13 protein-coding genes are annotated in these 13473 nt (G+C 64.7%); 9 read left to right on the forward strand and 4 right to left on the reverse strand.

Translation table 11 applies throughout. From position 1 onward, the window contains the following. Positions 1-72 precede the first annotated feature (72 nt). The 8 genes from V6M89_RS16320 to V6M89_RS16355 all read left to right on the forward strand — a co-directional run bounded on the left by V6M89_RS16320 (position 73) and on the right by V6M89_RS16355 (position 10247). Entirely contained in the window at positions 73-1557 is a 1485-nt protein-coding gene (locus V6M89_RS16320; protein WP_332854149.1) for a PAS domain-containing sensor histidine kinase, read from the forward strand. A gap of 16 nt (positions 1558-1573) precedes the next feature. Then, positions 1574-5242 (forward strand): EAL domain-containing protein, encoded by a 3669-nt coding sequence (locus V6M89_RS16325; protein WP_332854150.1) that lies wholly within the window; start codon positions 1574-1576, stop codon positions 5240-5242. Further along, positions 5239-6468 (forward strand): hypothetical protein, encoded by a 1230-nt coding sequence (locus V6M89_RS16330; protein WP_332854151.1) that lies wholly within the window; start codon positions 5239-5241, stop codon positions 6466-6468. The genes V6M89_RS16325 and V6M89_RS16330 overlap by 4 nt, the downstream gene beginning before the upstream one ends. 102 nt (positions 6469-6570) lie before the next feature. After that, the gene (locus V6M89_RS16335) at positions 6571-7314 is read left to right on the forward strand and encodes a substrate-binding periplasmic protein (RefSeq protein ID WP_332854152.1); all 744 of its coding nucleotides are present in this window, start codon (positions 6571-6573) and stop codon (positions 7312-7314) included. 129 nt (positions 7315-7443) lie between these two features. Further along, positions 7444-8109, forward strand: a complete 666-nt coding sequence (locus tag V6M89_RS16340) for a TetR/AcrR family transcriptional regulator (protein ID WP_008446927.1) — start codon at positions 7444-7446, stop codon at positions 8107-8109. Positions 8110-8125: 16 nt separating this feature from the next. Then, entirely contained in the window at positions 8126-8908 is a 783-nt protein-coding gene (locus tag V6M89_RS16345; protein WP_332854153.1) for a hypothetical protein, read from the forward strand. Further along, positions 8908-9444, forward strand: coding sequence for a TIGR00730 family Rossman fold protein (locus V6M89_RS16350; protein WP_332854154.1), 537 nt, complete (start codon positions 8908-8910; stop codon positions 9442-9444). Before V6M89_RS16345 ends, V6M89_RS16350 begins: the two co-directional genes overlap by 1 nt. A gap of 26 nt (positions 9445-9470) precedes the next feature. Continuing rightward, positions 9471-10247, forward strand: coding sequence for a substrate-binding periplasmic protein (locus tag V6M89_RS16355; protein ID WP_332854155.1), 777 nt, complete (start codon positions 9471-9473; stop codon positions 10245-10247). Here the strand turns inward: V6M89_RS16355 and V6M89_RS16360 are convergent. Further along, entirely contained in the window at positions 10244-10753 is a 510-nt protein-coding gene (locus V6M89_RS16360; protein ID WP_332854156.1) for a M48 family metallopeptidase, read from the reverse strand. The two genes, V6M89_RS16355 and V6M89_RS16360, sit on opposite strands and share 4 nt — an antisense overlap. A 77-nt stretch (positions 10754-10830) precedes the next feature. Between V6M89_RS16360 and V6M89_RS16365 the strand changes: the two genes are divergently transcribed. Then, on the forward strand, positions 10831-11181 hold the full coding sequence (locus V6M89_RS16365; RefSeq protein ID WP_332854157.1) for a VOC family protein: 351 nt from the start codon (positions 10831-10833) through the stop codon (positions 11179-11181). Here the strand turns inward: V6M89_RS16365 and V6M89_RS16370 are convergent. From V6M89_RS16370 to V6M89_RS16380, 3 genes are all read right to left on the reverse strand, one after another. After that, entirely contained in the window at positions 11178-11543 is a 366-nt protein-coding gene (locus tag V6M89_RS16370; RefSeq protein ID WP_332854158.1) for a cupin domain-containing protein, read from the reverse strand. The two genes, V6M89_RS16365 and V6M89_RS16370, sit on opposite strands and share 4 nt — an antisense overlap. A 71-nt stretch (positions 11544-11614) precedes the next feature. Further along, the gene (locus tag V6M89_RS16375; RefSeq protein WP_332854159.1) at positions 11615-12508 is read right to left on the reverse strand and encodes a TIGR02285 family protein; all 894 of its coding nucleotides are present in this window, start codon (positions 12506-12508) and stop codon (positions 11615-11617) included. A 58-nt stretch (positions 12509-12566) separates the two neighbouring features. Next, complete coding sequence (locus V6M89_RS16380) at positions 12567-13370, reverse strand: AraC family transcriptional regulator (RefSeq protein ID WP_332854160.1); 804 nt, start codon at positions 13368-13370, stop codon at positions 12567-12569. Between the last annotated feature and the right edge of the window lie 103 nt (positions 13371-13473).

The following is a 13473-nucleotide window of genomic DNA, read 5'->3' on the forward strand; positions in this document are numbered from 1 at the left end:
TTTTGTGTGAATATTCGCGTTGCTCGTTACTGTATGTTTATCGATGTGTACCCATGAACAACAGGCGGCGCAATGGCAACCGACTTCGGCACGCTCATCCTGAATGAAACGCCAGACGCTGTCGTGCTGACGTCGCTGGATGGAGAGGTCGTCTGCTGGACCAATGGCGCGCAAGCCATCTTCGGCTACAGCGCCGCCGAGGCGCAGGGCCGCACGCTTGCCGAGCTGATCGTGCCCGCCGGCCTGCTCGACGACGAGCGCGCCGTGCTGCAGGCAACCTTGCAGAGCGGCGCCGCCAACTATGAATCGATGCGCCACGCCAAGGACGGCACGCTGGTGTACATCGACAGCTCGTCCAAACTGGTGCATGACGACCAGGGCCGGCCCGAATATATTTTGTGGAGTAAAAAAGACGTCACCGCGTTGAAAGTGCTGCGCGACGCCAAGCTGGTGCAGGCGCGCTTCGCCGGCTTGCTGGAGTTGCTGCCGGACGCCATCATCATGGCCAACGCCGGCGGCCGCGTGGTGCTGGTCAATGTGCAGGCCGAGGCGCTGTTCGGCTATCCGAGCGGCGGCATGCGCGGCCTGGTGCTGGAGCAGTTGATGCCGGCGCGCTTCCGGCATGGCCACCTGGCGCACCGCAACGCCTACCATGAGCGGCCGCTGGCGCGCCCCATGGGCGGCGGCCGCGAGCTGTACGGCCTGCGCAGCGACGGCGTGGAATTCCCGATCGAGATCAGCCTGAGCCCGATCGTCACCGAGGAGGGCACGCTGGTGATGAGCGCGATCCGCGACACCAGCGAACGCCAGCGGATCGAACGCTCGCTGCAGGAAAAAAACGCCGAACTGGCGCGCGCCAACGCCGCCAAGGACCGCTTCCTGACCGGCATGTCGCATGAATTGCGCACGCCGTTGAACGCGATCATCGGTTTTACGGGTACTATGTTGATGAAGTTGCCTGGACCAATTAATGATGACCAGGAAAAACAGTTGCGGACCGTGCAAAGCAGCGCTCGACATCTGCTATCCTTGATCAACGACTTGCTGGAACTGACGCAGATTGAAACCAGCAGCCTGGCGCTCGACCTGAAGCCCATGCCCTGCCGCGCAGTGATCGACGAGATATTATTGCTGTTTGAGCCACAGGCACGGCACAAGGGGCTGGAACTGGAATTCGTCAGCGCGCCGGACGACCTGACCGTGGTCGCCGACCGCCGCGCGCTGCAACAGATACTGATGAATTTGCTCCACAATGCGATTAAGTTCACCGACCAGGGCCGCGTCGTGGTGCGGCTGGAGCAGGGCACGGTTCATGAGCGCGCCTGTGCGACGATCAGCATCAGCGATAGCGGCATCGGCATCGGTGAAGACGAGCAGGCCACGCTGTTCCAGGCGTTTTCCCAGCTCGACGCCTGCAAGGTGCGGCAGCTGGAGGGGACAGGCCTGGGCCTGCACCTGAGCCAGCGCCTGGCGGCCCTGCTGCACGGCGAGATTGTGTTTGAAAGTGAATCTGGCGCCGGGAGTATCTTCACCCTGGCGCTACCGCTGGAACGATGAATAAGGGGAGCTCAACGTGTCGGCACGTATCCTGATCATAGAAGACAATGCCACCAACATGGAGTTGATGGTGTACCTGTTGCGCGCCTTCGGCTACGTGCCCTTGTCGGCCAGCGATGGCGAGGCCGGCGTGGCCGCGGCGCGGCGGGAAGTTCCCGACCTGATCATCTGCGACGTCCACCTGCCCAAGCTGGATGGCTACGGCGTGGTGGCCGCGCTCAAGGGCGACGACGCGCTCAAGCACATCCCGACGCTGGCGGTGACGGCGCTGGCGATGGCGGGCGACCGCGAGAAACTGCTGGAGGCCGGCTTCGACGGCTACATCGGCAAGCCGGTCGAGCCGGACAGCTTCGTCAAGCAAATCGAGTCTTTCTTGACCGGGGCGGTGTCGGCCCCGGCTAAATCCGACATCGCCACGATCCTGATCGTGGACGACCACGTGCTGAACCGCGAATTCCTGATGACCCTGCTGGGCTACGGCGGCCACCGGCTGCTGGAGGCGGCCAACGGCGCCGAGGGCCTGACCATGGTGCGGGCCGAAAAACCCGACCTGGTGATCTCCGACATCCTGATGCCGAACATGGACGGCTACGAGTTCGTCACCCGCCTGCACAGCGATCCGCAGACGGCCGACGTGCCGGTGATCTTCTACACCGCCACCTACCGCGAGCGCGAGGCGATGGCGGTGGCGCAGTCCTGCGGCGTGCGCTGGGTGCTGCCCAAGCCGTCCGATCCCGAGGTGATACTGCGCACCGTGCACGAGGCGCTGGGCCTGGCCGAAGTGGCCGAGGACGAGCAGATGCCGTCGTTCGCGCCGGAGCCGCCGCAGGAAGGGCGCTTCCACAACATCGACGACAAGGTGGCCGAATACCTGGGCGAACTGGAATCGAGCAGCCAGCTGCTGTCCAAGTTCGCCCACGAGACCGACGAGACGGCGCCGGAAAACCTGACGCGCATGACGCAGCGCTTGACTAGTTCACTGTCCAGCCTGCAGGCGGTGAGCCTGCGGCTGACCGCGCTGATCGAGCTGGGCATCGAGCTGGGCGCCGAACGCGATCCGGGCGCGCTGGTGGAGATCGGCTGCCGGGTGGCGCAGAACATCTGCGTCTCCAAATACGCCTGCATCGGCGTGCTGGAGCCGGGCGCGGCCGAGCTGGCCTACTTCGCCAGCTGCGGCGCCGGCGTGCCGGCCCGGCAGATCGCGCTGGCGCCGCGCGCCGGCGTGCTGCGCGGCCTGCTGGAACAGCGCCAGGCCTGCCGCATCAACGACCTGAACGGCGACCCGGCCAGCATCGGCCTGCCGCCCAGCCATCCGCCGGTGCATTCCTTCCTCGGCGTGCCGATCGCCTCGCGCGAGCGCATCCACGGCTGGCTGTACCTGGTCGACAAGCTGGGCGCCGACGGCTTTTCCGAGGTCGACGAGCGGGTCGCCGCCACGGTGGCCGCGCAGATTTCGGTGGCCTACGAAAACCTGCTGCTGTACGACGAGATCAAGCGCCACCACGCCCAGTTGACGCTGGACATGAACGCCCGCATCCGCCTCGACGAAGACTTGCGCCGTTTCCGGCTGGCGATGGACGCCACCGCCGACGCCATCTTCCTGGTCGACCGCGCCGGCATGTGCTTTGTCGACGTCAACGTCACCGCCTGCCGCATGCTGGGCTACGAGCGCGAGGACTTCCTCAAGGTCGGCCCCAACAAGTCCATCGAGGGCGAACTGAACCGCCTGGAAGAGCTGTACGACAAGCTGCTGGCCGGCGACCAGAGCGGCGCCATGACCGAGCTGCTGCTGTACCGCAAGGACGGCTCGCCGCTGTCGGTGGAAGTGCAGCGCCGCACCCTGCGTTCCGGCCCCAGCTGGATCCTGGTGGCGGTGGCGCGCGACATCACCGAACGCAAGGAGGCCGAGCAGCGCCTGCTCAAGCTGGCCCACTTCGACACGCTGACCGGCCTGCCCAACCGCAGCCAGTTCTACGATTCGCTGAGCCACTCGCTGCGCCAGGCCAACGATCACAAGTGGTCGCTGGCGGTGCTGTTCCTCGACGTCGACCGCTTCAAGAACGTCAACGACACGCTGGGCCACACCATCGGCGACGAGCTGCTGCGGCAGTTCTCGAGCCGGCTGGTCGATTGCCTGCGGGTGCGCGACACCATCGGCCGCTTCGGCGGCGACGAATTCGCCGCCATCCTGATGCTGCCCGAGGGCGCGCAGAACGCCATCGCCGTGGTCGACAAGATCCGCGAATCGATGCGGCGGCCGTTCGACCTCAAGGGCCATGAAGTGACGGTGACGGCCAGTATCGGCATCTCGGTCTACCCGGACGACGGCGCCGATCCCGACACGTTGATCCAGTACGCCGACACCGCCATGTACCGCGCCAAGGAGGCGGGGCGCGACGCCTTCCGCTTCTTCACCTCGGAGATGAACGCGCAATCGCTGGCGCGGCTGGACCTGGAAAACGCGCTGCGCCGGGCCATCGACAACGAGGAATTCGTGCTGCACTTCCAGCCCAAGGTCCACATCGGCACCGGCCGCATCAGCGGCGCCGAGGCGCTGATACGCTGGAAACGGCCGGGCCACGGCATGGTGTCGCCGGCGCTGTTCATCCCCATCCTGGAAGAGACCGGGCTGATCGTGCGGGTCGGCACCTGGGTGCTGCACGAGGCTTGCCGCAAGATCGCGCTGTGGGGCAAGTCGGGCGTGGGCGCGGTGCACCTGTCGGTCAACGTCTCGGGCATCCAGTTCTTCGTCGGCGGCCTGGAGGAAGAGGTGCTGAAGGCGATCAAGGAACACGACATCGCGCCGGAACTGCTGGAGCTGGAGCTGACCGAGAGCTCGCTGATGTCCAACGCGGAAGAGACCATCACCGTGCTGCAGAACCTGAAGGCGCTGGGGATCCAGATCTCGATCGACGATTTCGGCACCGGCTATTCCTCGCTGGCCTACCTGAAGCGCTTCCCGATCGACAAGCTGAAGATCGACATCGCCTTCGTGCGCGAGGTGACCAGCAATCCGGACGACGCCGCCATCGTGCTGGCCATCATCAACATGGCGCACAGCATGAAGCTGGAAGTGATCGCCGAGGGCGTGGAGAAGGATGCGCAACTGGCCTATCTGCGCCGCCACGGCTGCGACGAGATGCAGGGCTATTACTTCAGCCGCCCGCTGCCGGAAGACGACTTCGAGGCGATGCTGCGCGAAGGCCGCTTCCTGCAGGCGCCGGCCGATGAAAACGTGGTCGAGCAGCAGACCCTGCTGATCGTCGACGACGACGCCTTCATGCTCGACGTGCTGACCGATTTCCTGTCGCAGGACGGCTACCGCATCCTGACCGCGCAGACCGCGGCCGAAGGCTTCGACATCCTGGCGCAGAACCGGGTGCAGGTGATCCTGTGCGACCAGTGCATGCCTTTGATGAGCGGCACCGAGTTCATGGAGCGCGTCAAGAACCTGGCGCCGGACACCTTCCGCATCATGCTGTCGGCCTACGCCGACCTGACGCCTATCATGGCCGCCATCAACCACGGCGCCATCGACCGCTTCTACACCAAGCCGTGGAAGGGTGCGGTGCTGCGCGAGAACATCCGCGAAGGCTTCCGCCTGCATGCGCAGGTGCACGGCGGCCACGCGCCGGCGCTGCCGCTGCAGCCGGTGCAGCCGGTTGCCGCAGACATCAAGGAGTGAGTTTGGGCCTATTCGATTTTTTCAAGTCCACGCCAACCGAAGAGAAATTTGCCCGACTGGCCCTGAAGGCCTTCGCCGACAGCGGCCACGCCGGACCGCTCAGCTATGACGCCAGCGAATTCCGGCTGGTCGGCGACAGCGGCAGTGCCGAGATCTACAACCTGCACAACGCCTACCGCGATTACTGCGAGGCCGGCCGCAAGCAGCGGCCCGAAGTGCTGGCCCACTACATCCGCAGCATGCAGGCGCCGACCATGCCGGCCACCTTTGCCGAGGCGCGCGCCGGCCTGCGCCCGGTGCTGCGCGGGCGCTCCATCCTCGAGTACATGCGGCTGATGCAGGCCGGCCTGCCCACAACGCAGCCGTTCAAGGACGGCTCGGCGCCGTTCAGCGCGGACAGCGTGCTGATGCTGGCCTACGACAGCCCGCATTCGATCCAGACCTTGTCGCAGACCGCGCTGACGGACTGGGGCGTTTCGTTCGAGGTGGCGCTGTCGGCCGCGCTCGACAATCTGCGCGACATGACGGTGGCGAACTTCGTGCAGGTGGCGCCCGGCCTGCTGCTGGCGGCCTGGGACGATTCGTATGAAGCCTCGCGCATCCTGCTGGCCGACCTGTTTTTCCGGCTGGAGGTGGGCGGCGATCCGGTGGTCATGATCCCGACCCGCAACCGGCTGCTGGTGGCCTCGTCCAACGACAGCGCGGCGCAGCTGACCATGCTGGCCTTGTCGCGCAGCTTCGCCAGCGACGAGGGCCGCAGTATTTCCGCGCTGATGTACCGCTTCGAGCAGGGCAGGGCGGTCGAGTACCTGCCGGCGCACGAGGAGGTGCAGGCCCAGCTGGCGCAGCTGAAAAAAATCTACCTGGCCGACGATTACGCCTCGCAAAAGCAGCTGCTGGACAAAGCCAACGAGCAGAACGAGGTCGACATCTTCGTCGCCACCTGCCAGCTGGTGCAGAGGAAGGATAGCGGACACCTGATCAGCTACGGGGTCTGGACCGAGGGCGTCGACACGCTGCTGCCGGAGGTGGACCTGGTGGCGCTGGTGCGGCCGGACGACAGCCGCGAACACGGCGTCGGCGCCCCCAAGCTGGTGGCCTGGGACGACCTGCGCGCCAGCATCCAGGAGCTGACGCACAGCGTGGAGGGCTACCCGGCCCGCTACCGCCTGCGCAACTTCCCCAGCCAGGACCAGTTCGACGCCCTGACGGCGCGCGAGTTCTGAGCCGCGACGTCAGGCAGGAACAACACATAGGCTAGCGCATCAGCAATAAATCTGGCTTACTATCAAGTTTGGTGATGGTTGAGTCCGGGGTTGATGATGCGCATGATGTCCAGTTTGTCCATATTGCTGCTGGTCGCCGGTATGGCGTCCGCCGCAGCGGACACGCCTGCGCTGAAAATCTATGGCATGGACAGCAAGCCGATCAGCTACACCGACACCGGCCAGCCGGCCGGCATGGCGGTCGAGCTGGCGCGCCGCATCCAGGACAAGCTGGGCCGGCATGACGTGATCGACATCGTGCCGTGGGCGCGGGCCCAGACGCTGGCCGAGGCCGGCCCTAACGTGATGTTGCTGACGGTGGTGCGCACCCCGGAGCGCGAGCGCCAGATGCAGTTCGTCGGCCCGATCTTCACCTCCCGCGTGGTGGCCTACGCGGTCAAGGGGCGGCTGGCCGAATTGCAGCGGCGCGACCCCGGCCTGTACAAGTCGCACGCCGGCGCGCGCCGCGGCAGCATCTTCGTCAACACGGCGCGCGGGCTGGGCTTCAACGTCACCGACGAAACCAATACCTCCGAGATCGCCGCCAAGATGCTGATGAGCGGCCGCTTCGACCTGTGGTTCGACGGCGAGGAACTGATGCCCGGCGCCATGGAGCGGGCCGGCCACCGGCCGGACGAGATCGAGGTGGCGCTGCGGCTGGGCACGGCCGAGGTGTATTTCGCCTTTTCCAACGGCACGCCGAAAGAACTGGTCGAGGCCTGGGCCGGCGCGCTGCGCGAGCTGAAACGGGACGGCGGCCTGCTGAAAATCCAGCGCAAGTGGATGGCCACGCCGCCCGAGCATTAGAAAACGCTCGCGTTTGGCCGCATCTTGCGGCATCAGCCCGGCATGTCCGCGTAAAAGCACGCACGGATGTTTCTAAGATAGTCTCATCGGTGTTATGCTTGCAGGAGAATAAACAGAGGTTTCCTTGCTATGCTACAAAAAGCACCCCGCCGTACCCGCGAACGCATACTTGAACTGTCGCTGCGCTTGTTTAATGAATTCGGCGAACCGAACATCACCACCACGGTGATCGCTGAAGAGATGAATATCTCGCCGGGGAATCTGTATTACCATTTTCGCAACAAAGACGACATCGTCAACTCGATCTTCGTCCAGTTTGAAGCCGAGATCGAGCGCATCCTGACCGTGCCCAACGGCCGCCGCTCCAACATCGAGGACGTCTGGCTGTACCTGCACCTGATGTTCGAATTGATCTGGCGCTACCGCTTCTTCTACCGCGACCTCAACGACCTGCTGTCGCGCAACCGCAAGCTGGAGCTGCACTTCAAGCAGATCCTGGCGCACAAGATCAAGGTCGCCAAACAGCTGTGCGAAGACCTGCGCAGCGAAAAATCGCTGGAAGCCTCCGACACCGCCATCGACGCCATGGCCACCAATATGGTGGTGGTGGCGACGTACTGGCTGTCGTACGAATACGTGCGCAACCCGCGCAAATACAGCGAGCAGCAATCGATGGCCGACGCGCTGGCGCGCGGCTGCTACCAGGTGCTGTCGCAGATCGGTCCCTACCTGCGCAACGAAACCAGTTTGCTGTTCCAGAAACTGTCCGAAGAATATCTGAAGAAGCTCAAGTAAGCTGACGGAGACTGCAATGGCATGGAACCCCTTTCCGTACCCTGATCCCGCATACCTGTACACGCCGGCCAGCCTGGAGGCAGCCTGGCCGGTACTGCATGGCGGCGACCAGGAGCCGTTCCCGGTCAACCCGCTGCTGGTGCAGGCCTGGATCGCCTTCCATGCCGGCGAGTTCGAACGGGCCGCCCGGCTGGGCCTGGACGTCGGCGTGAACGGCTACTCGGTGGCGCACAAGGCCATCTGCATCTACGCCCATTACCTGGAGCGCAGTCCGCAAAAAAAGCTGGCCACCTTCGAATGCGTGGCCGAGCGCTGCGAACGCCAGCAGCTGGAGCAACCCAATAATTCGTCCGGCTACTACTGGCATGCGTATGCGCTGGGCCAGTATTCGCAAGGGATTTCGGTGGTCAAGGCGCTGGCGCAGGGCCTGGGCGCCAAGGTGCGCAACAGCCTGGACACGGCGATCCGCCTGGCGCCGCAACGCTCCGACGCCCACATCGCGCTGGGCGTCTACCACGCCGAGATCCTCGACAAGGTGGGCGCCATGATCGGCGGCCTGACCTACGGCGTGAAAAAAGAAGAATGTTATAAACAGTTTCAGGCCGCGCTGGCGCTGACGCCGGATTCGGCGATCGCCAAGGTCCGCTATGCGCGCGCGATGATGATGCTGGAAGGTAAAAGGAAGCAGGCCGAAGCGATCGGCCTGTGCGAGCAAGCCGCCCGCGGCGCCATCCACGATGCGATGGAACGGCTCGATTCGGACGCGGCCAAACGTGAACTGGAAGAGGAAAAACAGTAGTGAAAGCCATTTGTGTGTATTGCGGCGCCAACGCCGGCGTCAATCCTGTGTATGCCGAAGCGGCCCGCGCCCTGGGCCGGGCCCTGGTGGCGGACAACCTGTCGCTGGTGTACGGCGGCGGCAATGTGGGCCTGATGGGCATCATCGCCGATGAAGTGCTGCGCATGGGCGGCGAGGTGACGGGCGTGATCCCGACCGCGCTGGTCGAGCGGGAAGTGGGCCACACCGGCCTGACGCGCCAGTTCATCGTCAAGGACATGCACGAGCGCAAAGCCATGATGGCCGAGCTGGCCGACGGCTTCATCGCCATGCCGGGCGGCATGGGCACGCTGGAAGAATTGTTTGAAATGCTGACCTGGTCGCAGCTGGGTATTCACGCCAAGCCGATCGGCCTGCTGAATGTGGACGGCTTCTATGACGGCTTGACCGGCTTCATCGAGCACGCCAGCGCGCAGGGCTTCATCCGTCCGCAGCACGCGGCGTTGATGATGTCCGCGCCGGAACCCCAGGCCTTGCTGCAGCTGTTGAAGGCTTAGTCCCGGCGCCCGGGACGGTTAGGATCATGCTCCCGTCCCCAGTGCGCCGCCGTGTATGGCTCGCCGCGATGGGCGCGGCCTGCGCGGCGCAGCCTGCGGGCGGGGCGGAGGCCATCGTCGTGGTGGCGCCGGACTACTGGTGTCCGTTCAGCTGCAAGGCGGGCGCCGCGCATGAGGGTTTCACCATCGATATTCTGCGGGCCATCTTCACCCCGCTGGGCCGGCAGGTCAACTACGAGAACCTGAACTATGCGCGCGCGCTGCTCGGCGTGCGCACCGGCCGCTACACCGCGACCTCGCCGACCTACAAGGACGAGGCGCCGGACTTCATCTATCCCGCCACGCCGATCTCGCGCAACCGCTACTGTTTTTATACGGCGCCGGACAGTCATTGGCTCTACAAGAACGCCGCCTCGCTGACGGGGCAGCGGGTGGGCATCGTCCAGGGCTATACCTATGGCAAGGAAATCGACCAGGCCGTCGCGCAAAAAACGGCGGCATTCGAGCTCAACTACGGCGAGGACCTGACCTACCGGCTGGCGCGCAAGCTGCTGCTGGGGCGCCTGGACAGCTTTGTCGAGGATGAAAACCTGGTCAGCTACACCATGGCCATGCATGCCGATGTGCGGCTACGCCAGGCCGGCTGTGCGCCGGTCAGCTATTCCTATTTCGCCTTGTCGCCGGCGCTGCCGGAGTCCAGGGCGCTGGCCAAGGCGTTCGATGAAGGCATGGCCAAGCTGCATGAGTCCGGCCAACTGGAGCGCATCATGAAGGCCTACGGCCTGCACGACTGGATGCGTTAGGTCCACAGGCGGGGCGCGCCGGTGTCCAGGTGGGTCAGGTAGAGGCGCAGGTCGAACTCGTACTGGTGGTAGTTCGGCTCCATGTAGGTGCACAGCTTGTAGAACGCCTTGTCGTGCTGCTTTTCCTTCACGTGGGCCAGTTCGTGGACCGCGATCATGGTCAGGAACTCCTGCGGCACTTCCTTGAACATGGTCGCCACGCGGATTTCATGCTTGGCCTTCAGCTTGCCGCCCTGTACGCGCGAGATGGAGGTGTGCAGGCCCAGCGCGTGATTGATCACGTGGATCTTGCTGTCGTACTCGACCTTGTTGATCGGCTCGGCGTTGCGCAAATGTTCATTTTTCAAATCTTGCACATACTGGTAGAGTGCCTTGTCGGTGCGCAGGTCGTGCGCCTTGCTGTAGCGTTTGAGCAGCACTTCGCCCAGACGGTTCTGGGCCAGGAGTTGCGATACTTGCTGCTGGGTTTGCTCGGAATAGGCGCTGAGGTACTTCAGGGAGGACATGTTGGGCACGGCTGGAAAGAATCGAGGCGTGAATGTACCACACCCGGCCGTCCTTCCCATCTTTGGAGGGAGTTCATATGCAGGTAACACGTATCGTGACCAATATCGCCACGGTGGACATCGAGGCCGCCAAGGCTTTCTACGGCGGCGTGCTGGGTTTGTCGGTGGTGATGGACCACGGCTGGATCGTGACGCTGGCGGGCGCCGGGCAGGCCGTGCCGCAGATCAGTTTTGCGTCCGAAGGCGGATCGGGCACGCCGGTGCCCGACCTGTCGATCGAGGTGGACGACCTGGATGAAGTCCATCGCCGCCTGGTCGCCGCGCGCCTGGCGCTCGAATACGGTCCCGTCAGCGAGCCATGGGGCGTGCGGCGCTTGTTCGTGCGCGATCCGTTCGGGCGCCTGCTGAATATCCTGTCGCACGATTAGCCGAGCTGTTCCTCGATGGAGCGGGTTTTGGCGGTAATCGTGGCGCCGGTGTGCAGCGTGGCTTTTTTCTCGATCAGCATGAGCAGGCATTCCTGCTCCGCCACCGGGTTGTGGCGCACGCCTTTCGGCACGACGTAGGCCTGGCCTTCGGACAGTTCCACCGCGCCGTCCTCCAGTTCGATGCGCAGGCTGCCTTTGAGGATGAAGAACAGCTCGTCCTCGGCGTCGTGGCTGTGCCAGGCCAGCGAGCCCAGTACTTTGGCGACCTTGACATAGCTGTCGTCCAGTTCGGCGATCACGCGCGGCGACCAGTGTTCGGTCAGCGCGGCGGCGCTGGCGGCGGGGGATATGGCTAATTTCATGGCTGCTCCTGTGGGGCGATGGAGTCCTCACTGTAGCGGCTTGCGGGCTGCCGGTCTTGAACGTTTGTGCGTCAAGGGTGCTCGTATTGTTGCGGCGTTTCCAGGCGCCTGAAAAACTCCTTCATCGGTTCTTCGTAGCGCAGGGCGGATTCCTTGCTGATCCAACGCGCCTGCGCCTGCAGCAAGGCCGCCGAGCCTTCGTGCGAGGCCAGCAGGGCGTCGATTTTCTGCACGGTGGTCCGGCCCCACGCCGTGCGCGGACAGGCGATGCCGCCGACGATCAGGTTGTCGGCGCCGGCCAGGGGAATCGCTTTGAGCTTGGCCAATTGTGCGTCGGTTGCCGCGGCGTGGGCCAGGACGAAATCGTAGTCGATGGTGTAGTCGCCACGTTGCATCGTCATCATCGTGAAGATGGTCTTGCCGTAGTTGCTGGCGGCCAGGCGCTTGATATGGGGACTGGCGGTGGGCTGCGCCAGCAGCGCATCGACTGCAGGGCCATAAGCCCGTTTTTCGATCACCAGGCCGTGCAAGGCGGGGTTGTTCATCAGGGGGCCAGGCTCGGCCTCGCCTTTGGCATTCAGCGGGATGGCGGCCTGGATCTCGGGCCGGATGATGAGCTGTGGCGGCGGCAGCAGGTAGGTGTTGCGGAAGTAGGCAAACCGGTCGCGTTCCGGCGTGCGCAGGGCGCCGGTAAAGCACACCTGTTCGCCCGAGGCGAGCATGGACCAGACGCGGTTGGGGTTGGCGTACAGGAAGCGGTGGCTGGCTTCCGGCCACTTGGCGACGATGTATTTGACGAGCTGGTCGGCCATGCCGTCGGTCGGCTGGCCGTGGACCGGTATGCCGATGGGCGGAAAGTCCGGCATCAGCCAGGTCATGGTGTCGCCCGCCTGCGCCGGGCCGGCCAGGAGCAGCCCGGCGGTCAGCAGCCCGACAAGCCGGGAACTCGGAAATGAACTGCGCAAGTCGGACCTCCACGCGTTGGGAGAGAAGCAGCTTCGATGGCTGTAACAGTAACACAGGCTAAGGCTGCCGGTTCAGCCGCAGCCAGCGGGCCGGCGAGATGCCGTAGGCGGCGACGAAGTGGCGTGTCAGGTGGGGCTGGTCGGCGAAGCCGGCGTGGGCCGCGCTGTCGGCCAGCGGCAGGCCGTGCAGCATGAGCCGGCGCGCCAGCTCCAGCCGGCGCAGCGTCAGGTAGCGGTGCGGGCTGGTGCCGAAAAACCGCCGGAAATCGCGCGACAGGCTCCAGCGGTCGCGGCCGCTGGCTTGCGCCAGTTCATCCAGCGTCAGCGGCGAGAGCAGGGCGTCGTCGATGTATTCGCGGGCGATCCGGGCGGCGCGGAAGTCGCCGCCCGGCAGGTCGGGCTTGCCGGCCACCTGGCGCAGCGCGGTGGCGATGTCGACCAGTGCGTCGTCGCGCTCCAGCGAGCCGGGCGCGGCGTCGAAATTGTCCAGCAGTCCGCGCGCCGCCTTGACCAGCCGTTTGTCGCCGGACACGCCGCCGTCGACAAACGGCAACGGCGCACCGCCCAGCACTTGTTGCAGCAAGGCCGGCGCCAGATAGGCGATGCGGTAGTGGAAGCCGTCCTCGGTGCCGGCCTGGCCGTCGTGGACTTCGTCGGGATGCAGCACCAGCGCCTGCCCGGACAGGCTGTGTCGCATCGCCGAGCGGTAACGGAACGATTGCACGCCAGCCATCGTCAGGCCGATGGCGTAGCTGTCATGCCGGTGCGCGCCATACGCCGCGCCTTGAAAGTAGGCTTCGACCAGGTCGATACCTTCGGATTGTGGGCCGTGCCGCAACCAATCCGTGCCCTGACGCCCCATGTCGATTCCTTTCAAACGCGATACAGCCAGCCAGTGTAACTGAGGACGACGGCCATAGACCGTATAGTCATTACGGCATAGCGCAGTATCCCGTACATCGCTA

Source organism: Duganella sp. S19_KUP01_CR8 (assembly GCF_036688705.1).
Lineage (GTDB): Bacteria > Pseudomonadota > Gammaproteobacteria > Burkholderiales > Burkholderiaceae_D > Rugamonas.